The organism is Pigmentiphaga sp. GD03639 (assembly GCF_029845405.1).
Classification (GTDB): domain Bacteria; phylum Pseudomonadota; class Gammaproteobacteria; order Burkholderiales; family Burkholderiaceae_B; genus Pigmentiphaga; species Pigmentiphaga daeguensis.
This window is the reverse complement of the sequence record NZ_JAOCLR010000018.1, coordinates 1-26,906: the sequence shown is the minus strand read 5'-3', so window position 1 is coordinate 26,906 and position 26,906 is coordinate 1. Positions and strand designations below refer to the sequence as shown.

The 26,906-nt window shown below is 68.2% G+C and carries 23 protein-coding genes; 11 read left to right on the top strand and 12 right to left on the bottom strand.

Features of this window, described 5'->3' with window-relative positions; translation table 11 throughout:
- Positions 1–7: 7 nt before the first annotated feature.
- From N5K27_RS18350 to N5K27_RS18335, 4 genes are all read left to right on the top strand, one after another.
- Complete coding sequence (locus tag N5K27_RS18350; RefSeq protein ID WP_087836910.1) at positions 8–1,267, top strand: D-amino acid dehydrogenase; 1,260 nt, start codon at positions 8–10, stop codon at positions 1,265–1,267.
- A 93-nt stretch (positions 1,268–1,360) separates the two neighbouring features.
- The gene (gene glgX / locus N5K27_RS18345; protein ID WP_279817975.1) at positions 1,361–3,535 is read left to right on the top strand and encodes a glycogen debranching protein GlgX; all 2,175 of its coding nucleotides are present in this window, start codon (positions 1,361–1,363) and stop codon (positions 3,533–3,535) included.
- Between the two features lie 110 nt (positions 3,536–3,645).
- Positions 3,646–5,553, top strand: coding sequence for an ATP-binding protein (locus N5K27_RS18340; protein ID WP_087836912.1), 1,908 nt, complete (start codon positions 3,646–3,648; stop codon positions 5,551–5,553).
- A 134-nt stretch (positions 5,554–5,687) separates the two neighbouring features.
- On the top strand, positions 5,688–5,882 hold the full coding sequence (locus tag N5K27_RS18335) for a hypothetical protein (RefSeq protein WP_087836913.1): 195 nt from the start codon (positions 5,688–5,690) through the stop codon (positions 5,880–5,882).
- Between the two features lie 9 nt (positions 5,883–5,891).
- On the opposite strand, the gene N5K27_RS18330 is transcribed toward N5K27_RS18335, so the two are convergent.
- From N5K27_RS18330 to N5K27_RS18310, 5 genes are all read right to left on the bottom strand, one after another.
- The gene (locus tag N5K27_RS18330; RefSeq protein WP_279817972.1) at positions 5,892–6,614 is read right to left on the bottom strand and encodes a GNAT family protein; all 723 of its coding nucleotides are present in this window, start codon (positions 6,612–6,614) and stop codon (positions 5,892–5,894) included.
- A 111-nt stretch (positions 6,615–6,725) separates the two neighbouring features.
- The gene (locus N5K27_RS18325; RefSeq protein ID WP_087836915.1) at positions 6,726–7,328 is read right to left on the bottom strand and encodes a 2-hydroxychromene-2-carboxylate isomerase; all 603 of its coding nucleotides are present in this window, start codon (positions 7,326–7,328) and stop codon (positions 6,726–6,728) included.
- 32 nt (positions 7,329–7,360) lie between these two features.
- The gene (locus tag N5K27_RS18320) at positions 7,361–8,326 is read right to left on the bottom strand and encodes a tripartite tricarboxylate transporter substrate-binding protein (protein WP_087836916.1); all 966 of its coding nucleotides are present in this window, start codon (positions 8,324–8,326) and stop codon (positions 7,361–7,363) included.
- 28 nt (positions 8,327–8,354) lie between these two features.
- On the bottom strand, positions 8,355–9,620 hold the full coding sequence (locus tag N5K27_RS18315; protein WP_087836917.1) for a CoA transferase: 1,266 nt from the start codon (positions 9,618–9,620) through the stop codon (positions 8,355–8,357).
- A gap of 24 nt (positions 9,621–9,644) precedes the next feature.
- Positions 9,645–10,355, bottom strand: a complete 711-nt coding sequence (locus tag N5K27_RS18310; RefSeq protein WP_279817969.1) for a glutathione S-transferase N-terminal domain-containing protein — start codon at positions 10,353–10,355, stop codon at positions 9,645–9,647.
- Between the two features lie 143 nt (positions 10,356–10,498).
- On the opposite strand from N5K27_RS18310, the gene N5K27_RS18305 reads away from it, so the two are divergent.
- Both N5K27_RS18305 and N5K27_RS18300 read left to right on the top strand, forming a co-directional pair.
- Positions 10,499–11,476 (top strand): LysR substrate-binding domain-containing protein, encoded by a 978-nt coding sequence (locus tag N5K27_RS18305; RefSeq protein WP_279817967.1) that lies wholly within the window; start codon positions 10,499–10,501, stop codon positions 11,474–11,476.
- Between the two features lie 9 nt (positions 11,477–11,485).
- Complete coding sequence (locus N5K27_RS18300; RefSeq protein ID WP_347945104.1) at positions 11,486–12,817, top strand: CoA transferase; 1,332 nt, start codon at positions 11,486–11,488, stop codon at positions 12,815–12,817.
- 46 nt (positions 12,818–12,863) lie between these two features.
- On the opposite strand, the gene ppa is transcribed toward N5K27_RS18300, so the two are convergent.
- From ppa to hemC, 5 genes are all read right to left on the bottom strand, one after another.
- On the bottom strand, positions 12,864–13,400 hold the full coding sequence (ppa, locus tag N5K27_RS18295) for an inorganic diphosphatase (RefSeq protein ID WP_132979419.1): 537 nt from the start codon (positions 13,398–13,400) through the stop codon (positions 12,864–12,866).
- Positions 13,401–13,472: 72 nt separating this feature from the next.
- Positions 13,473–14,768 (bottom strand): heme biosynthesis HemY N-terminal domain-containing protein, encoded by a 1,296-nt coding sequence (locus N5K27_RS18290; protein ID WP_087836924.1) that lies wholly within the window; start codon positions 14,766–14,768, stop codon positions 13,473–13,475.
- Positions 14,769–14,771: 3 nt separating this feature from the next.
- Entirely contained in the window at positions 14,772–15,932 is a 1,161-nt protein-coding gene (locus N5K27_RS18285; RefSeq protein WP_279817965.1) for a uroporphyrinogen-III C-methyltransferase, read from the bottom strand.
- Positions 15,929–16,768: a uroporphyrinogen-III synthase gene (locus N5K27_RS18280; RefSeq protein WP_132979421.1), complete on the bottom strand. Its 840-nt coding sequence runs from the start codon at positions 16,766–16,768 to the stop codon at positions 15,929–15,931. Before N5K27_RS18280 ends, N5K27_RS18285 begins: the two co-directional genes overlap by 4 nt.
- Positions 16,769–16,774: 6 nt before the next feature.
- On the bottom strand, positions 16,775–17,698 hold the full coding sequence (hemC, locus tag N5K27_RS18275) for a hydroxymethylbilane synthase (RefSeq protein ID WP_243724453.1): 924 nt from the start codon (positions 17,696–17,698) through the stop codon (positions 16,775–16,777).
- A gap of 195 nt (positions 17,699–17,893) precedes the next feature.
- On the opposite strand from hemC, the gene ppc reads away from it, so the two are divergent.
- The 5 genes from ppc (at position 17,894) to N5K27_RS18250 (ending at position 25,205) form a co-directional block, all read left to right on the top strand.
- Entirely contained in the window at positions 17,894–20,737 is a 2,844-nt protein-coding gene (ppc, locus tag N5K27_RS18270) for a phosphoenolpyruvate carboxylase (RefSeq protein ID WP_279817962.1), read from the top strand.
- Between the two features lie 216 nt (positions 20,738–20,953).
- On the top strand, positions 20,954–22,093 hold the full coding sequence (locus tag N5K27_RS18265) for an FAD-dependent monooxygenase (RefSeq protein ID WP_279817959.1): 1,140 nt from the start codon (positions 20,954–20,956) through the stop codon (positions 22,091–22,093).
- A gap of 56 nt (positions 22,094–22,149) precedes the next feature.
- The gene (locus tag N5K27_RS18260; protein WP_243724470.1) at positions 22,150–23,088 is read left to right on the top strand and encodes a tripartite tricarboxylate transporter substrate binding protein; all 939 of its coding nucleotides are present in this window, start codon (positions 22,150–22,152) and stop codon (positions 23,086–23,088) included.
- Between the two features lie 51 nt (positions 23,089–23,139).
- Positions 23,140–23,979, top strand: coding sequence for an IclR family transcriptional regulator C-terminal domain-containing protein (locus N5K27_RS18255; RefSeq protein WP_087837299.1), 840 nt, complete (start codon positions 23,140–23,142; stop codon positions 23,977–23,979).
- 323 nt (positions 23,980–24,302) lie between these two features.
- Positions 24,303–25,205 (top strand): LysR family transcriptional regulator, encoded by a 903-nt coding sequence (locus N5K27_RS18250; RefSeq protein ID WP_279817957.1) that lies wholly within the window; start codon positions 24,303–24,305, stop codon positions 25,203–25,205.
- Between the two features lie 73 nt (positions 25,206–25,278).
- On the opposite strand, the gene N5K27_RS18245 is transcribed toward N5K27_RS18250, so the two are convergent.
- Both N5K27_RS18245 and N5K27_RS18240 read right to left on the bottom strand, forming a co-directional pair.
- On the bottom strand, positions 25,279–26,007 hold the full coding sequence (locus tag N5K27_RS18245) for a TerC family protein (RefSeq protein WP_087837301.1): 729 nt from the start codon (positions 26,005–26,007) through the stop codon (positions 25,279–25,281).
- A gap of 200 nt (positions 26,008–26,207) precedes the next feature.
- On the bottom strand, positions 26,208–26,906 hold a 699-nt coding region (locus N5K27_RS18240), incomplete at its 5' end, for a TerC family protein (protein ID WP_279817955.1).

Here is a 26,906-nt window from a genome sequence, read left to right as displayed (position 1 = left end):
AAGGTTCATGAAAGTACTCGTGCTGGGCGCCGGCGTGGTCGGCGTCGCGACCGCCTACTACCTGTGGAAGGACGGTCACGAAGTCACCGTGGTCGAGCGCCAGCCCGGCCCCGGCCGGGAAACGAGCTACGGCAACGCGGGCGGATTGTGTCCCAGCTTCGCCGGCCCCTGGGCCGCGCCGGGCATGATCTCCAAGGTGCTGAAGCTGTCGGTCCAGCGCGATTCCCCCATCCGGTTCTCGCCGCTGCCCGAGCCCCGCAAGGTGGCCTGGGTGCTGCAATGGATGCGCAATTGCAATGCCGAGCGCTTCCGCGTCAACAAGCTGCGCATGCAGCGCGTGGCGCACTACAGCCTGCAATGCCTGCGCGAGATCGCCAGCGGCGAGGACCTGCCCTCGTTCGACTTCCATGAAGGCGGCACGCTGCAGATCTTCCGCACGCCCGCCGAGCTCGACCTGGGCCGCCTGTCGGCCAAGGCGCTGGAGGAATACGGCGTGCCCTGGCGCATCCTGGATGCCGCCGACATCAGCGCCCTCGAACCGGCCATGGCGCATAGCCGCGCCACGGTGGCGGGCGCGCTGCACATGCCGGCCGATGCCTCGGGCGACAGCTACAAGTTCTCGCAAGGGCTGGCCGCCTTCCTGCAGCAGCGCGGCGTGGATTTCCGCTACGGCGTGCGCATCGACGCGCTGGAGCGCGAGGGCGACGCCATCGGCGCCGTCCGCACGTCGCAGGGCCCGCTGCGCGCCGATGCCTACGTCGTCGCGCTGGGCAGCCATGCGCCGTTCCTGGTGCGGCCGCTGGGCCTGAACCTGCCGGTCTATCCGCTCAAGGGCTACTCCATCACCGTGCCCGTGTCCGACCCCGACGCGGTCCCGCGCATGGCGGTCATGGATGAGCACAACAAGATCATGATCTCGCGCCTGGGCAACCGCATACGCGCCGCCGGCATGGCCGAGCTGACCGGTTACGGGCTGGGACTGAACCCCGCGCGCAAGAAGCTGCTGGTCGACGTCGTGGGCGAATTGTTCCCGCGGGGACTGGACTGGGACCAGGTGGAGTTCTGGGCCGGCCTGCGGCCCATGACGCCGGACGGCCCGCCCATCCTGGGCCGCACGCGCTGGAGCAACCTGTTCCTGAACAGCGGCCATGGCTCGAACGGCTGGACGCAATCCTGCGGCACCTCCCGCATCGTGGCGGACATCGTGGCCGGCCGGCAACCCGCCATCGACCTGGACGGACTGACGGCGGAACGTTTCCACGCCTAGAACCTAGGGCCGCTTACGTCTTTTACCTCGCGTAGGACACTTGGGCGCCCGCTTGTTGCATGCTATGGCCCGGCTCGTAGCGGAAGAAGCAGCATGGCGAACGGACTTTATCGACTTGCCGAAGGCCACCCCTATCCCCTGGGGGCGACATGGGACGGACGAGGCACCAATTTCGCGCTGTTCTCGGCCCATGCCACCAAGGTGGAGCTGTGCCTGTTCGACGCGCACGGCCATGAGACCGAACGGATCGAACTGCCCGAGTTCACCGACGAGATCTGGCACGGCTACCTGCACGGCCTGCAGCCGGGCACGCTGTACGGCTACCGGGTGCATGGTCCCTATGTCCCCGACGAGGGGCATCGCTTCAATCCCAACAAGCTGCTGCTGGACCCCTACGCCAAGGCCCACGCGGGCCAGTTGAAGTGGTCGCCGGAGGTGTTCGGCTACCGCGTGGGCGATCCGGACGCGGACCTGTCCTTCGACGAACGCGACAGCGCGCCCTTCGTCCCCAAGTGCATCGTGGTCGACTCGACGTCGGGAAGCCGCCCCGAACGGCTGCGCGTGCCCTGGGACCTGACCGTCCTGTACGAGATGCATGCGGCGGGCTACACCCGGCTGCACCCGGCCGTGCCGCCCGAACTGCGCGGGACCCTGGCCGGGCTGCAGCATCCCGAAGTCATCTCCTACCTGCGCGGCCTGGGCGTGACGTCGGTGGAACTGCTGCCGGTGCATACCTTCGTCAACGACAACCACCTCCTCGAAAAAGGACTGACCAACTACTGGGGCTACAACACCCTGGGCTTCTTCGCGCCCGACCCGCGCTATTTCGCCGGCGAGGCCGTGCAGGAATTCAAGGGCATGGTGGACCGCTTCCACGATGCCGGCCTGGAAGTCATCCTGGACGTGGTCTACAACCATACGGCCGAAGGCAATGAAATGGGGCCGACGCTGTCCTTCAAGGGCATCGACAACGCCTCGTACTACCGCCTCCTGCCCGACCAGGCCCGCTACTACATCAATGACACGGGCACCGGCAACACCTTGAACCTGAGCCATCCGCGCACGCTGCAAATGGTGACGGACAGCCTGCGCTACTGGGTCGCGGAGATGAAGGTGGACGGCTTCCGCTTCGACCTGGCCACCATACTGGGGCGCGAGACCCATGGCTTCGACGAAGGCGGCGGCTTTCTCGACAGTTGCCGCCAGGATCCGATCCTCTCCAGCGTCAAGCTCATCGCCGAACCCTGGGATTGCGGCCCAGGCGGCTATCAGGTCGGCGGCTTCCCGCCCGGCTGGGCCGAATGGAACGACCGCTTCCGCGACACCGTGCGCGGCTTCTGGAAGGGCGATGCCGGCACGGCCGCCGACTTCGCCACCCGGATCACCGCGTCGGGCGACCGGTTCAACCGCCGCGGACGCAAGCCCTGGGCCAGCGTGAACTTCATCACCGCGCACGACGGATTCACGCTGAACGACCTGGTGTCCTACAACGACAAACACAACGAAGCCAACGGCGAGGACAACCGCGACGGACATTCGGACAACCGATCGTGGAACTGCGGCGCCGAAGGCCCGACCGACGACCCCGACATCCGCGCGCTGCGCGAACGCCAGAAGCGCAACATGCTGGCGACCCTGCTGCTGTCGCAGGGCACGCCCATGATCCTGGCCGGCGACGAGTTCGGCCGCACCCAGCGGGGCAACAACAACGCCTATTGCCAGGACAACGAGATCAGCTGGGTGGATTGGGAAGGGGTGGACGACGACGCCCGCGCGTTGCAGGAGTTCGTGCGCAAGCTCCTGTACCTGCGCCGGCGCCTGCCGGTCCTGCGGCGCAACCGTTTCCTGACGGGAGAGTACAACGAAGCCCTGGACGTCACCGACGTACAGTGGCTCTCGCCCGCCGCGACGCCGCTGACCGGCGAACAATGGGCCGACGAATCCATGCGCTGCTTCGGCATGCTGATCGACGGCCGCGCCCAGGCCTCGGGCATCAAGCGCCCGGCCTCGGATGCGACGCTGCTGCTGGTCTTCAACGCCCATCACGACACGGTCAACTTCACGCTGCCGGACGTCCCCGGCCCCGATGCCTGGACCTGCCTGCTGGACACCAACATGCCGGTGCGCGAAGACCTGCCGGTATTCAACGCAGGGGACGTCTACCAGGTCACCGCGCACTCCCTGCTGCTGTTCGCGCTCGAGGCCAAGGGCGCCTCGGCACGCGTGCTGGCCAACATCGAGACCCGCCTGACCGACGCGCCGGAATAGACCAAATTGGTTCTTGCATGGCCGCGCCGATTCCCAGCCCCGGGGGAAGCCGGTACAATCCGGCGCGGCTGCCACAAGTAACCCTTTATTTCAATTGATACCAAGTTCCAATGTCGGCTGACCGAGCAAGCGCCCAGGCAGGCGACGCCGGAGCCGCTGCCCCCGCCCAAGTCCGCCTTCCCGTCCGTGGACGGGGCCTGATATACGGATGCTCCGCGCTGGCCCTGCTGGCCTGCGCGGTCACCGGCGGCCTGCAATGGCCCATCGCCCTGCCGTTGATCTCCACGCTGGTCGCCGGCGTCATCGTGCTACCCCTGCGCGAATCGACGCTGCTGTCGGCGGCCTCGGTGGTCTTCACCTCGCTGCTGGATTTCTGGAACTGGATGATCGGTCCGCTGCCGCTGGTCTGGCGTCTGCCCGACGTCCCGGTCGCGCCGCTGTTCGCCGTGACCACGCTGCTGTCCGTCGCCGTGGTTCACCTCTGCCTGTCGGCATCGCAGGCGGCGGGCCAGCGGCTGGCTGCGCGAGCGGCCCTCGACCGCCCCGCGCGGCCGGCCACGCACATGGAGCCGCTGCTGGACCGCCTGCCGCACGCCATGGCGATCGCCGGCGCCGACGGCGCGCTGGCCTATGCCAACGGCCCCTACCTGGCCCTGATCGACAAGCCCGCCGACGTCGCGCTGGGGCGCACCATGCGCGAGCTGTGGCCGCGCCGCGCGGCCTCGCTGTGCGCGCCCCACCTGGAACAGGCCGCCCAGGGCAAGGCCGCGAGTTTCCGGCTGCCCTTCACCACGCCCGACAACGTCAAGCGCGAATTCGACGTCTTCCTCTCGCCCCACGCCGATACGGACGGGGGCACCCAGGCCACACTGATGATGCTGGTGGACGTGACCGACGCGGTACGCGCCAAGCATGGCCTGATCGAACGCGAATCGATGTACAAGGCCGTCATCGAGCATGCTCCCATCGGCATCCTGACCCAGGTCGACGGCCTGCTGATCTATGCCAACCCCGCGGCGCTGCTCATGCTGTCGGCGGACTGGTCGGGCCGCGCCATCGGACGGCCGTTCTCGGACTTCATCGTCGACAAGGACCGCGAAAAGGTCCGCCGGCGCATCGAGGAACTCGCCCAGGCCCCGGGCTTCGCCGAGTTCAGGCCCTATCGGCTGGTGGCGCTGGACGGCCAGAAGCGCGACGTCGAGCTGGCCGCGATCAGCGTCACCCGGGACGGCAGACAGCGGGTCGAATTGTTCTGCGTCGACGTCACGGAACACCGGCTGGCCGAGGACAAGATCCGGCAGTTGAACGAAACCCTGGAACTGCGCGTGGCCGAGCGGACGGCCGAACTCGAGGCGTTCACCAGTTCCGTCAGCCACGACCTGCGTGCGCCGGCCCGCCAGATCATGTCGGCCGCCGATATCATGCTGCGCAAGGCCGGACAGCCGGGCGGCGACATCAAGCCCATGCTGTCGGCCCTCCTGACCACCGCCGAGCGCATGAACCGCACCATCGACGCGCTGCTGGAGCTGTCACGCCTGGGACGCGCCGGCATCGTGCCCTCGCTGTGGCCGCTGGGCACCATGGTGCAGGAAATCCAGTCGGAAATGGCCGCCAACGTGGCGGACCGCACGGTCTCGTGGCGCATCGACAAACTGCCGCGCGTGTTCGCCGATCCCCACCTGATCCGGCTGGTCATGGTCAATCTGCTGGACAACGCGGTCAAGTTCACCCGCTATACCCCCAACGCGCTGATCGAGGTCTGGGCGGACGAGTACGAGCAGACCATCGCCATCAACGTACGCGACAACGGCGCCGGCTTCGACATGCGTCAGGCCGGCAAACTCTTCACCATGTTCAGCCGGTTGCATTCCAACCGGGATTTCGAAGGCACCGGCGTCGGATTGGCGCATTGCCGCCGCATCGTCGAGCGCCACGGGGGGCGCATCGTCGCCCATGGCGAACCCGGCAAGGGCGCCACGCTCCGGTTCACGCTGCCGCACGAACCCCATTCCGTATAAACCCGGAGGCGCGCCCTTCGGTACCTGTATCCGTATGTAAAACGCCACTGCAACATTACATTGCGGAAATGTTTACAGGATGCAACACCGAAAACATAGAATAAACGGTCCCTATTCCTCGCTTTCGAGGTGCCATGACCACCCTCGCCTACAGTTCGCTCGCGGTTGCCTTCCTGCTGGGCCTGCTCAAGTTCCGCGCGTCGTGGCGCAAGCGGCGCCGGCTGCGGGAGATCGAGCTGCGAGGCGGGTCACTGTGCATGGAATGCGGCCGATACCTGAAGCCGCACGCCCGTTACTGCCCGCATTGCCTGGCCGAACAGCGCGGCTAGGAACGGCGGTCAGGCCGGGCCCACGCGGCTTCGGATCTCTGCCAGCGTTTCGATCTGGCGGCCCTGCCCGTCGAAATTGGCGGGGTCGAGCCATCGCCCATACGCCGCATGCAGGGCCGGATAGTCGCTGTCGATGATCGAATACCATGCCGTATCGCGATTGCGCCCGCGCGTGACCACGGCCTGGCGGAAAATCCCTTCGAAGGTGAAGCCGTAGCGCGAAGCCGCCGCGCGTGACGGGGCGTTCAACGCGTCGCACTTCCACTCGAAACGGCGATAGCCGAGGTCTTCGAACACATGCCCGAGCAGGAGCGCCATCGTTTCGGTGGCGATGCGCGTGCGCTTCATGCGCGGCGAATAGGTGACGCTGCCCACTTCGATCACGCCGTTGGGCGCATCGATGCGCATGAGGGCGATCGTGCCCACCGCCCGTCCGCTGGCGAGGTCGATCACGGCATGATGCATGGGATCGTTCAAGCCCGCGACCGTTTCCAGATAGCGGCGATAGGCATCCAGCGAGTCGAACGGGCCGACGGAAAGATAGGTCCAGTCGCGCCAGTCGGGCGCATCGCGATACGCCTCGTAAAGCTCGGCCGCATGGCGCTCCGGATCGATGCGCTCGATCCTGCAATAGCGCCCCGCGAGCGTTCGGCCCTCGGGAAGCCGGGCGCCTTGCCAATCCGGCAGGGCCGCACCGACCGGCTGTTGGAATTCGTTCAATCTGGCCGTCACGTCGTTCCCGCCTCTGCCTGGTGTACAACGCTCCAAGATAAGCCAAGCCCGGCCTTTCCAAAAGCCCCATGACAAAAGGCCTCCCGGGAGGGAGGCCGCCTGCGCGGTCTTTCAGGCCGCACGGACCTGCCGGCGCCGCAGTTCGTCCTCGACGAATTCCATCCGGTCTTTACCCCAGAACAACTCGTCGCCCACGATGATCATCGGCACGCCGAACACGTCGCGCTCGATGCCCTCGTTGGTGCTTCGGGCCAGTTCCTCGGCGATCTCGTCCGAGGCGCTCACGCGCTCGAACTCGTCCGGATCCACCCCCAGCGCCTGGGCGATGGGCCGCAGGCCGGCATACTCGGCAATGCTGGCGTCGCCCTGCTCCCAGTAGCACTCCATGACCCGTTCGACGAACGCCAGTTCCTTGCCGTGGCGGCGCATGGCCAGCGATCCGCGCAAGGCGCGGCTGGACTTGATCGGGAATTCGCGCGGCATCTGGAATGGCAGGCCGTACTTCTCGGCCCAGCGCATCAGGTCGCGCTTGCGGTTGCGCAGCTTCGCCTTGGGCTCCTTCATCAGTTCGTAGTTGTTGCTGCGGAACACGTAGCCCAGGTTGAACGGGTGCAGCACCAGCTCGGCTCCGTAGCGCGCCAGCAGTGGCTTGATCAGCTTGATGGCGAAATAGGTATTGGTGCTCCCCACGTCCCAGTACATCTCGATCTTCATCGCGTCTTGCTCCAGAAAAAACCGCGTCCGTGCTATTGCGCCAATCCCTGCGACTGCTGGATGAGCGGTGTCCACGTAGCCACCTGGCTCTTGAGCTTCTGCTCCAGCGCAGCGGGCGTCGCACGCTCGGCACCCACGGGCATGGCGCCCAGTTTCTTCATGCTGTCGACGAAGGCCGGATCCGACTGGGCCGCCTGCAAGGCCTGCTGCAACCGGCCGATCACGGCCGGCGGCGTGGCGCGCGGCGCGTACAGGCCGTGCCAGACGGTGACCTCGAAGCCGGGCAGGCCTTGCTCGCTCAGGGTAGGCAGCTCCGGCAGCGAAGGCAGGCGGACCGCCGTGGTGCTGCCATAGGCCTGCACGCGGTTCGTCAGGATGGGTTGCTGCGTGGTCGTGATCTGGTCGCACAGCAGGTCGACCTGACCGCCCTGCAGGTCTGTCATGGCCGGCGCGGCGCCCTTGTACGGGACGGTCGTCAGGGTCACCTTCAGGCGCGTCATCAGCATCAGCCCGCATAGATGGGAAGCGGTGCCGACACCGGCGTTGCTGAGGTTGATGCGCGAGCCCTGGCTTTTCAGGTAGGCAGAGAGCCCCTGGAAATTCCTCGGAGGCAGGTCTTTCTTGCCCACCAGGGTCATGGGTACATCGACCACTTCGCCCACATAGCCAAAGTCATGCACCGGATCGAACTTGATCTCAGGGGACAAGGCCTTCACGGTGGACATGCCAATGTTGTGGATCATCAGCGTGTAGCCGTCGGGTGCGGCGCGCAGCAGCGCTTCCGCGCCGACGATGCCGCCCGAGCTGGGGCGGTTGTCCACCACCACGGTCTGGCCCAGGTTGGCGCCCATGGCCAGAGCCAGATGGCGCGCGACCACATCCGTCGGTCCGCCGGCCGAGAAAGGCACGATCATCGTGACGGGCCGCGTCGGAAAGGTCTGCGCCGATACCGGTCCGGCCGCCACGGCCAATGCCGCCGCAAGCATGAATGTCCGCATGGTTCCTCCTCCTTGGATGGATGACTCGTCAGGCCGCCCCGCGTCTGCCGCGCGCGATCAGCCTGTCCTGTACCAGGACCTCCTGCGCGTAGAGCGTCTCGATGTCCTCGGGCCCCAGCCCCAACACCTCGCTCAACACGTCTTCGTTGTGCTCGCCCAGGGCATCGGCGCGCAGCTCGCTCGCCGGCTCCCAGGCGGAAAACCGGACAGGCAGTCCGGGGATGTCGAAATCGCCCAGCACCTCGTCCCGGACGCGCCGCACAGTGCCGCGCTCGCGCAGGTGCGGGTGCGCCATCGCCTCGTTCAGGGTCAGGACGGGTGCACAGGGAATGCGATACGCTTCCAGGGCGGCAATGGCCGCCTCACAGGAATCGAAGCGCGCCAGCCACCGCTCCAACAAGATCTTGAGCGCGGCATTGTTATCGCGCCGCAGGGCCGGCGTGGCAAAGCGCGGATCGGCCAGCAGCTCGGGCATGTCCAGCGCGCGGACCAAGGCTTCCCATTGGTGGGGCAGCGTGGCCAGGGCGATGTAGCGGCCATCGCCGCAGCGGAACAATCCGGTCGGACCGCCGTCGGGATGCTGCGAGCCAGTGCGGCGCGGCGTGTAGGCGGGACGCAGCGACACGCGCGGCACCGCCACCTCGTGCATCTGGAAATAGGTATCCAGCAACGAGGCCTCGACGTGCTGGCCTTCGCCTGTGCGTTCGCGATGCAGCAGCGCGTAGCCCACGGCCATCGCAGCGGCCAGGCCGGTGGCCGTATCGCCCACGGCCATCGTGATCATCGCTGGATCGCCATCCGGCTCGCCGATCAGGTCCGTGACCCCGGCATAGGCCTGGGCGACATAGTCGTAGCCGGGCTTGCGGCTCAGCGGCCCGTGCTGGCCCGCCAGCGAGATCGAGCACATGACCAGCCCCGGATTCGCTTCCCGCAAGGTTTCATAGGACAGCCCCGCGCGCTCCATGACACCCGGACTGAAGTTCTCGACCAGCACGTCGCAGCGCGCGGCCAGTGCCTTGATCAGCGCCACGCCGCGCGGATGCTTCATGTCCACCGCCAGGCTGCGCTTGGAATGATTGTGCTGGAAGTAGTAGGTGCTGCGGCTGGAGTTCTTGAGCAGCGGATCGCGCGAACGCAATCCGCCTATGCGGGTACGGTCGCCGAATGGCGCGAGTTCGAGCTTGATGACGTCGGCGCCTAGTTCGGCCATGATGCGCGAGCAGGTCGGCCCGGCCACGATCTGCGTCATATCCAGGACGCGGTATCCCTTGAGCATGGGCAAGGCGGCGGACATGGGACTCCTTCGGTGTGATGGTTCTCAGGCGCGGCGTGCGCCGAACTGGGCGTCGCCGAACAGGTTGTTCCAACGCTCGCCCCGGGGCGGCGCGCCGCTGCGGTCCACCTTGCCGGCCATTACCGCAAGCCCGCGCTGCACGGCCGGGCGGGCGCGGACCGCCGCGTACCAGCGTCTCAGGTTGGGCCAGGCATCGATGTCCTGGCCCTGCCACTTATAGGGGCGCAGCCAGGGGTAGGTGGCGATGTCGGCCAGTGTGCAGGCGTCTCCGGCCAGGTACTCGGCCTCGCCCAGGCGGCGGTCGATCACGGCGTACAGACGGTGTGCCTCGTTGGTGTAGCGTTCCACCGCGTATGGGATGGTTTCGGGCGCGTACTTGCGGAAGTGATGCGCCTGGCCCAGCATGGGGCCCACGCCGCCCATCTGGAACATCAGCCATTGCACGGTGGCATAGCGTCCGACAGGGTCCGCGGGCAGCAAGGGGCTGGCGAACTTCTCGGCCAGATACATCATGATCGCGCCCGATTCGAACATGGCCAGCGGCCGCCCACCCGGGCCGTCATGGTCCACGATGGCGGGCACCTTGTTGTTGGGGCTGATGGCCAGGAAGGCAGGATCGAACTGCTCGCCCTTGCCGATGTGCACCGGCACGACGCGATAGGGCTGTTCCAGCTCCTCCAGCAGGATAGAGACCTTGTAGGCGTTGGGAGTGGTCCAGAAATAGAGGTCGATCATGATGTCCGTGCCCTTGCGCGACTTCGCCGGGAATGGGAGCCATGGTAGGGACATCGATCCGTCGGGAATAATAGGACATTGCGATCCCGGTATACGCGGAACCTATGGTCTACAGTGTTCCGCCTCGAGTACGAAGGAAGGACATGGAGCTGAGACAGTTGCGGTACTTCGTTCGCATCGTTGAACTGGGCAGCGTGTCCCGCGCCGCCAAGGATCTCTACATCGCGCAACCGGCCCTGAGCGCGCAACTGGCGAACCTGGAATCCGAACTGGGTGTGCGGCTGCTGGCGCGCAGCGTGCGCGGGGTCACGCCCACGGCGGGAGGCAAGACCCTGTACCTGCATGCCCAAGCCGTGCTGCGGCAGGTCGATCGCCTGCGCCGGGACGTGGCCCATGCCGGCGCTCTGCCCGGCGGCCCGGTATCGGTGGGCATGCCCACCAGCGCCGCGAACGTACTGGCCGGCCCGCTCATCGCCGCCGTGCAGCAGCGCTATCCCGACATCCAGCTCAGCCTGGTCGAAAGCCTGAGCGGCCATCTGCGCGAACTGGTGGGCAACGGCCGCCTGGAAATGTCCCTGCTATTCGAGCCGGCTCCGCCGCCGGGCGCCATCGCACGCGAAGGCGGCGACCTACCCCACATCCACCGGGTTCCTCTGGTCGAGGAAGAACTGTTCCTGCTGTCGACCACGCCCGCCCCGGGCGCCCGCGGTGGCCGCGTCAGCCTGGAGGATGCCGCGGCGATGCGGCTGGTGCTGCCCGGACGCTCCAACATCACGCGCCAGCTCATCGACCAGATGTTCGCCGCGCGCGGGCTGGCCGCCCAGGTCATGGCCGAACTCGATTCGCTGTCCACCATCCAGACCATCGTCGAGCGCGGCCAGGCGGCCACCATCCTGTCGCTGTCCTCGCTGGTCGGAGAAGGCGCGCGCGACCGACTGTCGGCGCTGTCGGTGGGCGATCCGCCCATCGTGCGGCGGCTCTCGCTGTGCAGCCCGGACATCGTCGCCATGGGCTCCGCCGCGGAAAGCGTGGCCGTGCTGATCCCCGAGCTGGTGCGGGACATCGTCGCGGCGGGCGGCTGGCCCGGCGCAACGACGCTTGCTGCCACGGAGGGTCCATAGCTGCGGGATATGTCCCCCGCGCAAAGTCCTATGACGTCGGCATCGCCGGTTCCGCTTAGACTGCCCGCCATGAACCAGATTACGCAGAAGCTATTGTCCGGGACCCTCGTCTTGGATCTGACCCGCTTTTTCTCGGGTCCGCAGGCCACCCTGTTCCTTGCGGGTCTGGGCGCGCAGGTCGTGAAGATCGACGATCCCGCCACGGGCGATCCCACCGCGTTTTCCCCCCCTTATGCCGGACCCGGCGGCGTGTCCTTCCAGCGGACGTCGGACGCGGACATGGGCCTGGCCTACCTGAAACGCGCGCGCGGCAAGCAATCGGTCATGCTGGACCTGAAATCGGAAGCGGGGCGCGAGGTGTTCCTGCGCATGGTGGCCGGCGCCGACGTCGTGATCGACAATTTCAGCGCGGGCGTGGCGGACCGGCTGGGAATAGGCTATGACGCGCTGGCGGCGGTCAACCCCGGCATCGTCTATTGCTCCCTGACGGGATACGGCGCGACCGGCTCCGATCGCCACCTGAAGGCCTACGACCTGATGGTGCAGGCGGCGGTGGGCCTGATGAGCGTGACCGGGGAAGCCGGCGGGCCCCCGGTCAAGACCGGCTCGCCGCTGTCGGACGCCATCGCCGGCGTGTTCGCCGCGTCCGGCATCCTGGCCGCCCTGCTGCACCGCCAGCACACGGGGCGCGGCCAGGCGGTGGACGTCTCGATGGCCGACTGCCTGTTCTCGCTGATGTTCGACGAACCCTTCGACTGCTACGAGCGACTGGGCCTGCCCCACCGCCAGGGCAGCCGCATCATGCGGTTCTCGCCCTTCAACGTCTACCGCTCGCGCGACGGCTGGGTAGTGCTGGGCGCGGCCACCGCCGCCGACTGGACCGCCCTGCTGGGCGCGATGGAGCGGCACGACCTGACGGGCGATGCGCGGATGAACGACCTGGGCTGGCGCATCGCCCACAACGCGCAGGTCGACGCCATCGTGTCCGCCTGGACCGAGGCGCGCACCACCCTGGACATCGTCCAGGCCCTGCACGCGGCCAAGGTTCCGTGCAGCCCGGTGCGCAGCATCGACGAGGTCATGCAATGGCGACAACTGCGCGAGCGCGGCATGGTGGTCCCGGTGCACAACCCCATGACCGGCACCGACATGGCCGCCAGCGCCCCCGGCTTCCCCATCAAGTTCAGCGCCGGCCAGGCCGGCTACGACGCGCCGGCGCCGCTGCCCGGCGCCCACACGCAGGAGATCCTGGAAACGCTGGCCGGGCTGTCGCCCCAGCGCATCGAGGAACTGGCGGCGCGCGGGATCGTACGGCGCGCGCAAGTGCCGCCCTCCCAATGAAAAAGACCTCCCGTCGGGAGGTCTTCTGCCTGGCACAAACGCCGCCTTACTTGCCGGCCTTCTGATAACGCTCGATGCTGCCGACGATTTCCTGGCGGGCGGCTTCCGGGCCATCCCAGCCCTTGACCTTGACCCACTTGCCCTTCTCCAGATCCTTGTAGTGCTCGAAGAAGTGCTGGATACGCAGCAGGTATTCGGGCTGCAGGTCTTCCGGCTTCTGCCAGTGGCGATAGATGGGCAGGACCTTGTCCACGGGAACGGCCAGCAGCTTGGCGTCGCCGCCCGCTTCGTCGTCCATGTTCAGGATGCCGATGGGGCGGCAGCGCACGACGGCGCCGACGGTGACCGGATGCGGGGTGATGACCAGCACGTCGACGGGGTCGCCGTCGTCGGACAGGGTCTGCGGCACGTAGCCGTAATTGCACGGGTAGTGCATGGCCGTCATCATGAAGCGATCGACGAACAAGGCTCCGGTTTCCTTGTCGACTTCGTACTTGATCGGATCCGCGTTCATCGGGATCTCAATGATGACGTTGAATTCTTCCGGCGCCTTTTTGCCGGGACCGACTCGATCGAGATTCATAACTGCCTGGAAGGTTGGAAAAAACAGGTGGACCGGCCCGGGGCCGGCACGACATCGAAAAAAACCGCTGCGCTAGAGGCCGGCCGCGCGATCGGGCGCCACGTCCTCTTCGCTCTCGAACTGGGGCCGCGCGGCGGCGGGGGCGAACAGGACGGCTTCGTCGGCCTTCAGGACCGGCAGGCCGATCACCGCCTCGGTGGCCAGGCGCCAGTGCCGCACGGCCTCGACGGCGCGGTCGGTGCGATCGTACAGGCTGGCCAGCAGCGCATGCGTGCGCGGGTCGTCGCGCTCGCTCAGGCTGCGTTCGAGATATCGCTGCGCCGGCCCCCACAGGCGCCCGCACAGGCACAGCGTGCCCAGCGCCTGCAGCAGGTCGGGATCGTTGGGGTGCTGGCGCAGCCAGCTCTCGGCCTTCTCCAGCCGCGGGGGTATCTGTTCGGGGCTGCAACGGGCATAGGCCTGAAGCAGGACGGGACTGAGCTGGGCGTCGAGCGCGGTCTCGAGGATGCGGCGGGTCCGCAGCTCGTCGCCATCGGCCTCGAACACCGCGGCGCCGGCCTGCGCCACTTCCGGCAGGACGCGTTCGTCGTCCTTCAGGTCCTTCCAGATCGCGCGCCGCGTGGCGGCATCGCTGGCCGACCGCAACAGCTCGGCCGCGGCGGTGGCGATCATGCGCGTGGCGGCGGCCGGATGCAGGGCATTGCGCTTGGACAGCGTGCGCGCCAGCTTCAGGACCTCGGCCCAGTGCCCCAGGTCGCGATGGGCGCGCAGGGTGAGCCGCAGCGAATGCATGTGCTTGGGGCCGCCTTCGTGCAGTTGCGACAGCAAGGCCAGCGCTTCCTCGGGCCGCTGCTGGTCCAGCAGCATGTCGGCCTCGACCAGGACGACGGCGGGCTTGAGCCCGGCATCGGCGTCGGCGGCCTCGCGGGCCTGCGCCAGCAGCAGGTCGCGGCGGGCGAACTCCTGCATGGCATGCGCCGCCCGGGCGGCCGACAGGTTGGCCAGGACGCGGCGCGACGGCACGTCGGTCTGTCCGGCCACGCTGCTCATGTCGGCCTCGGCCTTGGCATAGCGGCCTTCCAGAAGGTTGATCCAGCCGCGCTCGAGCAGTTCCTGCTGCTGCGCCAGCGCGCGGCGCGCGCGCCAGCGGCGCACCCGCACGGGCAGGTCCAGGGTCCAGGAGATGGCGCGCAGCGCGGCGTACAGCACCGCGAACAACGCGACCAGGATCAGCGCGGCCAAGCTGGCGGACAGCTCCACCCGGTAGGGCGGCAGCAGCAGCGCGACGTTGCCGGAGTGATAACGCAGCCCGACGGCCAGCCCGACGGCGGCCACCAGCAGCAACAGGGTCCAGAACCAGGTGCGCATGCCTTACCTCTGCGCGCCGGGGACGGCATTGCGCGGCAGCACCGACCGGACCGCGGCCAGGCTGTCATTGAGATTCGGCAGCTCGATGGAGATGTCGGTCTCGCGGATCTGCCGCAGCAGCGTCTGGGCATTGCGCGTGAGCGGCGCGTTCGCATCGAAATAGGCGGGCAGGGCCTGGCCGACGGCGTCCAGGTCGGCGCGCCAGGCATGCTCCTGCCGGGACAACAGGGCCAGCCGGGCATTGAGCAGCCTGAGCTTGAGATTCTCGCGCACCATGGCGCCCTGCTCGGGGGATACCAGCAGGGCGTCGGGCTTGTCGATGCGGCGGATGCGGATCAGGTCGCGCATGTCGCCCAGGAAACCGTCCCGCAGCGGCCGCCACCACGCGGTGGCGCGCTGCCACCAGGGCGCGTCGCCCGCCGGCGCCTGCGCCGTCTCGGCCGCGGCCGGCGCGGGCTGGCCATCGGCCTCGTGGGCCGGCTGCACGCTGGCCAGCAGCGGCAGGCGGTCGAGCAGGCCGATCAACTGGTCGATCTTGACCACCAGGCCGGACACGTCCACCGACGGCAGTCCGCGCAGCCGCTCGAGGTCCTGCGCGATGGCGCGGCGCACGGCGGTGAACTGGGGCCGGTCGGCGCGCGCCAGCCGGGCGTCGGCCACCTGCAGCGCGGCGATGGAGTTCTGCACGTTGCCGGCCAGTTGCAGCTGCTGGGCGGCGATGGACAGGGCCTGTTCGACCTCGATCAAGGTCCATTCGTCCTCGCCGCGCGACAGTTCCTGATAGAGCTGCTCCAGCGCGGCCTGCTGGCTTTGCGACTCCAGCACCTTGGACTCGAGCACGGCCAGCTTGTCGGTATTGCCCTGGGCGATGGACAGGGCCTGGCGGGCGCGGGCCTGGGCATCGCGGGAGAAGGAGTCGATCTCGTTGAAGCGGCGCGCCGATTCGCGGCCGATGGCATCGACCAGCTGCTGCTGGCGCCACAGCGCGGCAGCCAGCACCACGATCACGATCAGCGCTAAGGCGAGCACCGTTCCGAGCCAGGGGAAGGAGCGGGTGGACGCCCTGCCCTTGGGGGCACGGCCGGCGCGCTCGGTTGCGGAACGGGTATCGTTGGGCGCAGGACCCTGCGCGGATGCGGGAGATGCGTTCTCGGATGCAGTCATGACACCGATTCTATCGCGGCCAGGATGTCCTCATCCCGGGGCGCGCAAGTTTGTAACATTGGCGGGTCGCCGCGAGCGGGCAATGCTTCGGCGATCACCGTTATTAAATGCCGGGCGATCCGTGGATGGGTTGCAACGAGACGACAATCGGCCCACCAGTCCAGCAATCCCAGGGCTGCCAGGTGGCCGCGTACCGCGTCCACGCCCTCGGCGCTGGTCAGCAGCCAGGCGGTGGGCGTGCCCGCACGGGCCAGTTGGCGCAGGCCCTCGGCCTGGTGCGGCGTCCAGGCCGCGGGAACCCGCCTGTACGCGCGGTGCAGGGTGACGGTGGCGCCGGCCTCGCGCAGGCGGCCGGCCAGCCAGTCGCGGCCGGTGCCCTGTTCGCCCCGGCCGCCGCGCACGATCAGCACCCGGGACGGCAGCGGCGCAGCGGACAGGACGGCCCATAGCGCCTCGGAATCGAAATGCGGGCTGTCGGGCGCGGGCTGAACCAGCCGCGGAGCCTGGCCGAAGGCCGGATGTTCGCGCAGCGCCCGTGCGCTGGCCGGCCCGACGACCGCGGCGGCCGTGGCATCGGGCCAGGCGCGGCCCCGGCCGGCGGCCTCGCGCCATGTGTCCAGGAACATCCTCACGGCGTTGCCGCTGACGAACACGACGAGATCGAAATCGGCGGGATCGGGCACCGGGCCGGCCTCGGGGGTCAGCCGCAGCGCCGGCAGGTCCAGCGCCCGCCACCCCCGCGCCTCGAGCGCCCGCGCCAGGCCCCCGTTCTGGCCGGCGGGACGGGTCAGGACGACGGCTCGCGCGCAAGCCGGCGCGGATGGCTGGGCCGGCATCGCGGCTCAGCCCAGCGTATCGAGAATGTCCGCCGCGCCGGCCGCCAGGAGTTCTTCGGCCACGGCCAGGCCCAGGGCCTCGGCGTCCTTCGCGGTGCCGGTGCGCTCGGCGCGGACGATGCGCCCGCCGTCGGGCGTCGCCACCAGGGCACGCAGGCGCAGCGATTCGCCTTGCGCCTGCGCGTAGGCGGCCAGCGGCACCTGGCAGGAGCCGCCCAGGCGCCGCGATACGGCGCGTTCGGCCAGGGCCTCGGCGGTGGTGGCGGCATGGGCCAGCGGCGCCAGCACCGCGCGCAGGTCGTCGCGATCGGCGCGGATCTCGATGCCCAGGGCGCCCTGCCCCGCGGCCGGCAGGCTGTCCTCGGGCGCCAGCAGGGTCCGGATGCGCTCGCCCAGGCCCAGCCGGCGCAGGCCGGCCGCGGCCAGCACGATGGCATCGTATTCGCCGCGATCGAGCTTGCCCAGGCGAGTCTGCAGGTTCCCGCGCAGGGGCCGCACCTGCAGGTGCGGATGGCGCGCCCGAATCTGCGACTCGCGCCGCAGGCTGGAGGTGCCGATGACGGCGCCGGCGGGCATCTCGGCCAGTTCCGCGTAGCGCGCCGACACCAGGGCGTCGCGCGGATCCTCGCGCTCCATGATGGTGGACAGCAGGAACTCCGGCGCCAGGTCCACCGGCACGTCCTTGAGCGAATGCACGGCCAGGTCGGCGCGGCCGTCCTGCAGGGCGGTTTCCAGTTCCTTGACGAACAGGCCCTTGCCGCCGACCTTCGACAGCGTGCGGTCCAGGATGCGGTCGCCGCGGGTGGTCATGCCCAGCAGCTCGACGGAGCACTGCGGATACAGCGCGCGCAGCCGCGCCTGTACATGCTCGGCCTGCCAGAGCGCCAACTGGCTTTCGCGCGTGGCGATGATCAAACGATCGTTTTTCAAATGCGGGGATCTCGATTGCGATGCGAACAGGCTTCCGCTCTCGCGGCGCCCCCCTTCGGGATTATAGAAGTATTCGATATGGGCTCTTTTTTCATGGCATGCTTTCGGGGCGCCCGCACCGCGTTCTTTTGCCTTTCGGGCCCGTCTCCAAGCATTTGCAGCAGCCGACTCCAACGACAACACGCGCGACGCTCCATGACCTCATCGCTTCAAGATCCCGACCTACCTCTTCGCAACGACATCCGACTGCTGGGCCGCCTCCTGGGCGACGTGATCCGCGCCAGCGAAGGCGCGGGCGTCTTCGACACCATCGAGACCGTGCGCCGCACCGCGGTGCGCTTCCGCCGCGACGGCAACGCCACCGACGGCCGCGCGCTGGAGAAGCGCCTAAAGCTGCTGGCGCCCGACGAGACCAACTCCGTGGTCCGCGCCTTCACCTACTATCTGCACCTGGCCAACATCGCCGAGGACCGCGACCAGAACCGGCGCCGCCGCGCCACCCTGCTCCAGCAGGACGCCCCCGCGCGCGGCAGCCTGCAGGACGCCGTCGCCAGGCTGCGGGCGGCAGGCATCGGCAACGCGCGCATGCGCCAGTTGCTGGACGAAACGCTGATCTCGCCGGTCCTGACGGCCCACCCCACCGAGGTGCAGCGCAAGAGCACGCTGGACGTGCACAAGGAAATCGCCCATCTGCTGCAGGAGCGCGACGACCCGCGCACCACGGACGAATCCTTCGAACAGACCCTGGCCCTGCTGGGGCGCATCACCACGCTGTGGCAGACGCGCATGCTGCGCAATTCCCGGCTGACGGTGGCCGACGAGATCGAGAACGCGCTGTCCTATTACCGCAGCACCTTCCTGTCCGTCATCCCGCAGTTGTACGGCCATCTTTCGCGCCTGCTCGGCCGCGAACCGGCCGATCCGTTCGGCCCCCACCCGGCGCCGCTCAAGTCCTTCCTGCGCATGGGCAGCTGGATAGGCGGCGACCGCGACGGCAATCCCAACGTCGACGCCGAGACGCTGAACCTGGCGCTGCTGCGCCAAAGCACCACGGCCTTCGAGTACTACCTGGACGAAACCCACGCGCTCGGCGCCGAGCTGTCCCTGAGCGCGCTGCTGACGCCCGCCTCGCACGCGCTGGCCGCGCTGGCCGAGCAGGGCGGCGACCTTTCCGAGCACCGCCGCGACGAACCCTACCGGCGCGCGCTGGTCGGCATCTATGCCCGCCTGGCGGCATCGGCGCGAGCGCTGACCGGCCGCGACCTGGCCCGCCGCGAGGCCCCGCCCGCCCAGCCCTATGCCGAGCCGGCCGAATTCGCCGCCGACCTGGCGGTGATCGCCGACTCGCTCAACGGCCACCACGCCTCGCCCATCGCCCGGCTGCGCCTGTCGGCGCTGCGCCAGGCGGTGGACGTGTTCGGCTTCCACCTGGCCACCATCGACCTGCGCCAGAGTTCCGACGTGCACGAACGCACGGTGGCCGAGCTGTTCGCGCGCGCCGGGGTGCAAGCCGACTACGCCAGCCTGGACGAAGCCGCCCGCATCGAGCTGCTGCGGCGCGAGTTGCAGGAAGTCCGCCCGCTGGTCTCGCCCTGGCTGCGCTACAGCGAGGAAACCACCCGCGAACTGGACATCTTCCGGGCGGCCGCCAGCGCCCGCCAGCGCTTCGGCGCGCAGGCCGTGCACCACGCCATCGTGTCGCACACGGAAACCGTGAGCGACCTGCTGGAAGTCCTGGTGCTCCAGCAGGAAACCGGGCTCATCGCGCCCGGAGGCGGCTCGGCGAACGGACACGTTCCGGCCGACGGCGAAGGGCTGATGGTGGTGCCGCTGTTCGAGACCATTCCCGACCTGGCCAACGGCCCCGGCATCATGGCGCAGTTCCTCGACCTGCCCGAGGTCAAGGCCCGCGTGCGCCATGCCCAGCGCGGGGTGCAGGAAGTCATGCTGGGCTATTCCGACAGCAACAAGGACGGCGGCTTCCTGACGTCGAACTGGTCCCTGTACCAGGCCGAACGCGCGCTGGTCGAGGTCTTCCGCGCCCGCAAGGTCAGGCTGCGCCTGTTCCATGGCCGCGGCGGCACCGTGGGCCGGGGCGGCGGCTCGAGCTTCGATGCCATCCTCGCCCAGCCGCCCGGCACGGTGGCCGGCCAGATCCGCCTGACCGAACAGGGCGAGGTCATCCAGAGCAAGTACAAGGACGCCGACATCGGCCGCTGGCATCTCGAACTGCTGACCGCCGCCACGCTGGAGGCCAGCCTGGCCGACCACACCGAAAGCGCCTCCGCCGAGGACGCGCTGTTCGCCAGCTACGGGCAGACCATGGACCGCCTGTCGGCCACCGCCATGCGCAGTTACCGCGCCCTGGTCTACGAGACGCCCGGGTTCGCCGACTACTTCTTCGCCTCGACGCCCATTTCCGAGATCGCCGGCCTGAACATCGGTTCGCGTCCGGCCTCGCGCAAATCCACCGGGCGCATCGAGGACCTGCGGGCCATTCCCTGGGGCTTCTCGTGGGGCCAGTGCCGGCTGCTGCTGCCTGGCTGGTACGGCATGGGCGCGGCCATCGACGACTACCTGCGCCATGGCGAAGGCACCCGGCGCGAGCGCATCGAGCACCTGCAGGCCATGGCGCGCGACTGGCCGTTCTTCCGCACGCTGCTGTCCAACATGGAAATGGTGCTGGCCAAGACCGACCTGGTCATCGCCTCGCGCTATGCGCAACTGGTGCCGGACACCGCGCTGCGCAAACGCATCTTCGGCGCGATCAGCGACGAATGGAAGCGCACCATGAGCGCGCTGAAGCTGATCACCGGCCAGCGCCAGTTGCTGGCCGACAATCCGTCGCTGGCGCGCTCGATCCGCGACCGCATCGCCTACATCGATCCGCTCAACCACGTGCAGATCGAACTGATCCGCCGCTATCGCGCCACCCGTGGCAAGGCGGGCCGCGCCAAGGCGGATCCGGCCGGCCGCACCCAGAACGGCATCCACCTGACCATCAACGGCATCGCCGCGGGCCTGCGCAACACCGGCTGACGCCGCGCCCAGGCGGGCCGCCTGCCGGCCCGCCTGCTTCCCTCCCCTACTGCGCCGGCCTTCGCTCGGCGCCTCCCCCGCTCCCCCCCTTTCCGACGTGCGCCGCTTCCGATGCGCGCGCTGTCGCTTTCGTGGCTTCCCCCTATTGCCTCCATCCTCCGGTAGGTTTTATATTCAAAAAAAGTTTTTCCATACAAAACATCCAGGAAGGAAAGCATGACGGAAGTCGACATCGCGATCGTCGGGGCGGGCATAGGCGGCATGGCCGCGGCCATCGCCCTGCATCGCGCGGGATTCAAGGTGGGGGTCTACGAACAGGCGCCCAGGTTCGGGCGCGTGGGCGCGGGCATCAACCTTACGCCCAACGCGGTCAAGGTGCTGGACGGACTGGGCGTGGGCACGGTGCTGCGCGCCACGGCCTACGAACCCACCTGCCGCATCAGCCGGCTCTGGGACAGCGGCCGGGAAACCTCGCGGCTGGAATTGCACGCCCAGGGGGCACGGCGCTACGGGGCGCCCCAACTCACCATCCATCGCGCCGACCTGCTGTCGGCGCTGGAGGCCGCCCTGCCGGCCGGCTCGGTCCGCCTGGGCGCCAAGGTGGCCGGCGTCGGCCAGGACGAGCGCCATGCATGGCTGGAACTGGCCGATGGAACGCGGGTATCGGCGCGCGCCGTGGTCGGCTGCGACGGCATCCATTCGGTGGTCCGCGAAGCCATCGCCGGCCCCGCAGCCCCCTGCTTCACCGGCAAGGTCGCGTTCCGCTCCATCGTGCCCACCGCGCCGCTCGCGCGCTACGACCTGACTCCCACCACCAAGTGGTGGGGTCCGGATGCCTCCAGCCAGATCTTCACCTTCCTGATCGACCGAGGCCAGCGCGAGTTGTTCGTGTTCGCCACCGTGCCCGAGACCGAATGGACGCACGAGTCCTGGTCGATCCAGGGACACAAGGACGAACTGCTGCGCGCGTACGCAGGCTTTCACGAGGAAGCGCTCGCCATCCTGGAAGGCTGCGACGTCGTCCTCAAGACGGCGCTCTACGCGCGCGACCCCATGGTGCGCTGGACCCATGGCCGCGTCACCCTGCTGGGCGACGCCTGCCATGCCATGCTGCCCTTCATGGCCCAGGGCGCCGCCATGGGCCTGGAGGACGCCGCGGTGCTGAGCCGCTGCCTGGGCGAGGCCGGGAACGACGTGCCCGCCGCCCTGCTGCGCTACGAACAGGCCCGACTGGAACGCGCCAGCCGGATCCAGCGCGGCTCGCTGCAGAACGACTGGCTGCGCTCGGACACGAACGCCGACTGGGTCTATGGCTACGACGCCTGGACCGAACCCCTGCCCGAGCGGGCGCACTGAACCCTTCCCTTTCCAGCGGAGTCCTTGCCATGCACAGACGACATTTCCTCGGCACCATGATCGCGGCGGCGGGCGCCGGCGCGGCCCCGGCCACGCGCGCCCAGTCCGGCTTCCCCTCGCGCCCCATCCGCATGCTGGTGGGCTTCGCGCCCGGCGGCGCCACCGACGTCGCGTTCCGCGTCCTGGCGCAGAACGCGGCCGCCATCCTGAAGCAGCCGGTCGTGGTCGAGAACAAACCGGGCGCCGGGATGGTGATCCCCGCCCAGATGATGCAGACCACCGCCCCCGACGGCTACACGATCGCGCAGATCGCCGTATCGGTGTTCCGCACGCCCTACCTGGTCAAGACCGCCTGGGATCCGCTCAAGGACCTGAAATACATCATCGGCCTGGCGGCCTACCCCTTCGGTCTCGTGGTGCCGGCTTCCTCGCCCATCAAGACGGTGGCCGACTACATCGCCTACGCCAAGGCCAACCCCGGCACGATGACCTACGGCACGCCGGGCACCCTGTCCTCGCCCCACCTGACGATGGAAGACCTGGCCTTCCAGGCCGGCGTGAAATTCAACCACGTGCCCTACAAGGGCGGCGCCGAAGCGCTGGCCGCGCTCCTGGGCGGCCACATCATGTCGCTTGCCGACGGCCCAAGCTGGGCGCAGTACGTCGAGTCGGGGCAACTGCGCCTGCTCGCCACCGGCGGCGAAACGCGCAGCGCGCGCTTCTCGGCGGCGCCCACGCTCAAGGAACTGGGCTACGACATCGTGCAGAACGCCCCTTTCGGGCTGGCGGCCCCGCGCGACACCGATCCGGGCGTGGTCCGCATCCTGCACGACGCCTTCAAGCAATCCATGGACATGGACAACTACCGCGCCGCGCTCAAGCAGTACGACCTCGAGCCCGCCTACCTGAGCAGCGAACAGTTCACCCGCTTCGCGGCGGACACCATGCAGAAGGAAAAGCTGTTGATCGACCGGATAGGGCTGCGCAGACTATAAAATGACCGGGCGCAAGGCGCTCCGCCTTGCGACCCGTCCCATCTGGCCCCTATGACCGAACCCCAGCTGCCGGCTACCGACGACGGCGACGACGCGCCCGACCATGCTTCCGCTCCCCGCAAGGACCCGTACTGGGTCGATGCGCTCGCCCAGGGCCTGTCCGTGCTCGAAGCCTTCGATTGCGAACAGCCCTCGCTCACCCTGACCGAACTCGCGCAGCGGCTGGGCTGGAGCCGCAGCAAGCCGTATCGCTTCGTGCACACGCTGGAGAAACTGGGTTTCCTCGAACGCGAGGAAGTCGGCCGGCGCTACCGCCTGACCGCGCATGCCATGAAGCTCGGCTTCGCCTACCTGAACCGCCTGCCGCTGGTCGAGCTGGCGCAGCCGATCATGAACCGGCTGCGCACCGAGGTCGGCGCCTCGGTGCACATGGCCATCCTGGACCGCGACGAGCTGGTCTACGTGGCGCAGGCCCGCATCCCGCTGCCCACGTCGATCGACATCCACGTCGGGTCCCGCATGCCGCCGCACTCGTCCTCGATCGGACGTATCCTGCTGGCCTACAAGCCCCAGGCGGACATCGCCCGCATCCTGGACGGCGCGCCGATTCCCGCGCTGACCGAAAAATCCACGGTGGATCCCGCCGCGTTCCGCGCGTTGCTGGATACCGCGCGCGAACGCGGCTACGTCTACAACGACGAGGAATTCCACCGCGGCGTGCGGTCGATCGCCGCGCCCGTGCTGAACGCACAGGGGGAAGTGGTGGCGGGACTGAACGCGACCTCGATGATCTACACCTTCACGGACGAGGTCGTGGCCGGGACCGTGATCCCGGCCGTCGTGCGAGCGGCGCGGGAATTGTCGCTGGCACTGGGCTACCGCGAGCGGTAGCCCCGGGCGATTCAGCGCAGGTACGACACCGCGACCGCGATCACCACGCCGACGGCGCCGATCAGCACCAGCATCTGCATCAGCGTCAATCCTTTCTGCAAGCTCTTCATTCCATCCTCTGGCGCCGCCCCGCGGGGCGGCAATAAGAAAACACGCGTCGAAATCCGACGGGGCATTAGGTTAGCCTGTTTCACGCCGCCCGATGGCGCGGGCGCCCCGGAATGAACATGGTCGCCCACCGAGCGACCAGCCTCCGGTGTGGCGGGTCTATATTTGCAGATTGAGCCCAGTATCCACCCATATCGCTTGCGTCGAATTCAACAATGAAGACCACCCTGGACGAGTTGCAGGCCTTCGTGGCCGTCGTGGATACGGGGTCGATCACGGCGGCCTCGGAAGTGCTCGGGCTGACCATTTCCGCCACCAGCCGCACCCTGGGACGGCTGGAGGAGAAGCTCCAGACCACCCTGCTGCGCCGCACGACCAGGCGGCTGGAGCTGACCGAGGAAGGCTCGACCTTCCTGCGCCATGCGCGCGCCATCCTGGCTTCGGTCGACGAAGCCGAGGAACAGATGGCGGCCCGGCGCCTGCACCCGGCAGGGCGGTTGCGGGTCGATGCCTCCACGCCTTTCATGCTGCACGTCCTGGTGCCGCTGCTGGACGGTTTCCGCGCCCGCTACCCCAAGGTTGAACTGGAGCTCGATTCGAACGAAGGCATCGTCGACCTGATCGAAAAGCGCACCGACGTGGCCTTCCGCATCGGGGCCTTGAAGGATTCCACCCTGCACGCCCGCCCCGTCGGCACCAGCCGCATACGCGTGCTTGCCAGTCCCGGCTACCTGGCGCGCCACGGTTCGCCGGCCGATCCGGAACAGTTCGAATCGCACACGCTGCTGGGTTTCACCCAGCCCGAGACGCTGAACGACTGGCCGGTGCGCGACGCGGACGGAAACACCTTGCGCATCCGGCCCACGATCGCCTCGTCCAGCGGGGAAACGCTGCGGCACATGGCCCTGGCGGGCCTGGGCATCGCCTGCCTGTCGGATTTCATGACCGGCGACGACCGCCGGCAAGGACGCCTGGTGCAATTGTTTCCCGGGCGGACGCTGGACGTGCGCCAGCCGATCAACGCGGTCTACTACCGCAATACCGCCCTGGCCTCGCGCATCACGGCTTTCGTGGACCACGTCGTCCAGGCGCTGGGCAAGCGCCCTTTCGACGCATGATGCGCTCCAGAACGACAACGCCCTGCCGAGGCAGGGCGTGCCGCGCACCGGGCCTGGCGGCCCCGCGCTCCGATCAGGCGTGGCTGGCCTGCGCCGCCTTCTTCCGGCGAGCCAACCACATCCCCACGCCGACGACGACCAGCGCGCCTATGATTTCCGCGGCATAGGTGATCTGCGTGTTGTAGGCCGCCAGCGAGGTCGGCTGGATCACGTGCGACTGGACCGCGACGTCGGTCGCCAGCATGCCGCCGGCAATCCATCCCAGCAGCGCGCCGCCCAGCGTCACCACGATGGGGAAGCGGTCGATCAGCTTCAGGACCAGCGTGCTGCCCCAGATGATGATGGGCACGCTGACCAGCAGGCCGAAGATGACCAGCCCGATCTGGTGGGACTCATCCGCCTGCTGGGCCGCGCCCGCGATGGCGATGACGTTGTCCAGGCTCATGACGAAGTCGGCGACGATGATGGTCTTGATCGCCCCCAGCAGCGTAGCGCCCCCTTCGATGTTGTCGTGCGACTCGTCCTCGGGCACCAGCAGCTTGATGCCGATCCAGAACAGCAGCACGCCGCCCACGACCTTCAGGAAGGGGATCTGCAGCATCGTGACCGCGAAGGCGATGAGCACGACGCGCAGCACGATCGCGCCCGCCGTCCCCCACAGGATCCCCTGCATCCGCCGCTTGGCCGGCAGATTGCGGCAGGCCAGCGCGATGACCACCGCGTTGTCCCCGCCCAGCAGGATGTCGATCAGAATGATTTGAAATACGGCCGCCCAGCTGAGCGTCTGGAGAAATTCAAGCACGTGTAGCTCCCTAAGCCAGATCCGGACGAGCGAATCTTCCTGTGCGGAAGATTGGCTCTTCCCTTTTTTTGAATTCACGACACCTTTCGGAGGAAGCTCCCACACACCCGCATGCTGGAAGACTTCCCGCCCCGAAGGCGAAACCGGCCCGGCATCCCATGCCAGGCCGGCGTACTACGATGATGAAGCGTTGCCGGCCGTCAAGCGGGCTGGTCGCCGGAGCGGCGCCGCGACATCAGCACCTTGCCCACGACCAGCACGATCAGGGCCCCGACCACGCCCGCGGCAATCTCGGCGCCATGATGGCTCAACCCCATGGACGCCTCGACGGCCTCGGTATGCAGCGCGGGATCGTTGACGAACAGTTCGCCGGCGATGAACCCCAGCAGCGCGGCACCCAGCCAGACGATCAGCGGGAAGCGCTCGATGACCTTCAGCAGCAGCGTGCTGCCGAAGATCACCAGCGGGATGCTGATGGCCAGGCCCAGGACCAGGAGCACGGTATTGCCCATGGCGGCGGCCGCCACGGCAATCACGTTGTCCAGGCTCATGACCAGGTCGGCGATCAGGATGGTGCGGATGGCGGCCATCAGGCCGTCCTTGGCCAGCTTGCCTTCGTCCTCTTCACCTTCCGGCAGCAACAGCGAAACACCGATGTACAGCAACAGCAGCGAGCCGATCAGTTTCAACCAGGGCAGTTGCAGCAACTGGGCCGCAACCAGCGTCAGGATGATACGCATCACGATGGCGGCCGCAGAGCCGATCACGATTGCTTTCTTTTGTTGATGGGCCGGCAGCGAACGAGCCGCCAGCGCGATGACCACCGCGTTGTCCCCCGACAACAGGATGTTCACCCAGATGATTTGAATGAGAGCCAGTACGAAGGCCGCTGAACCAAA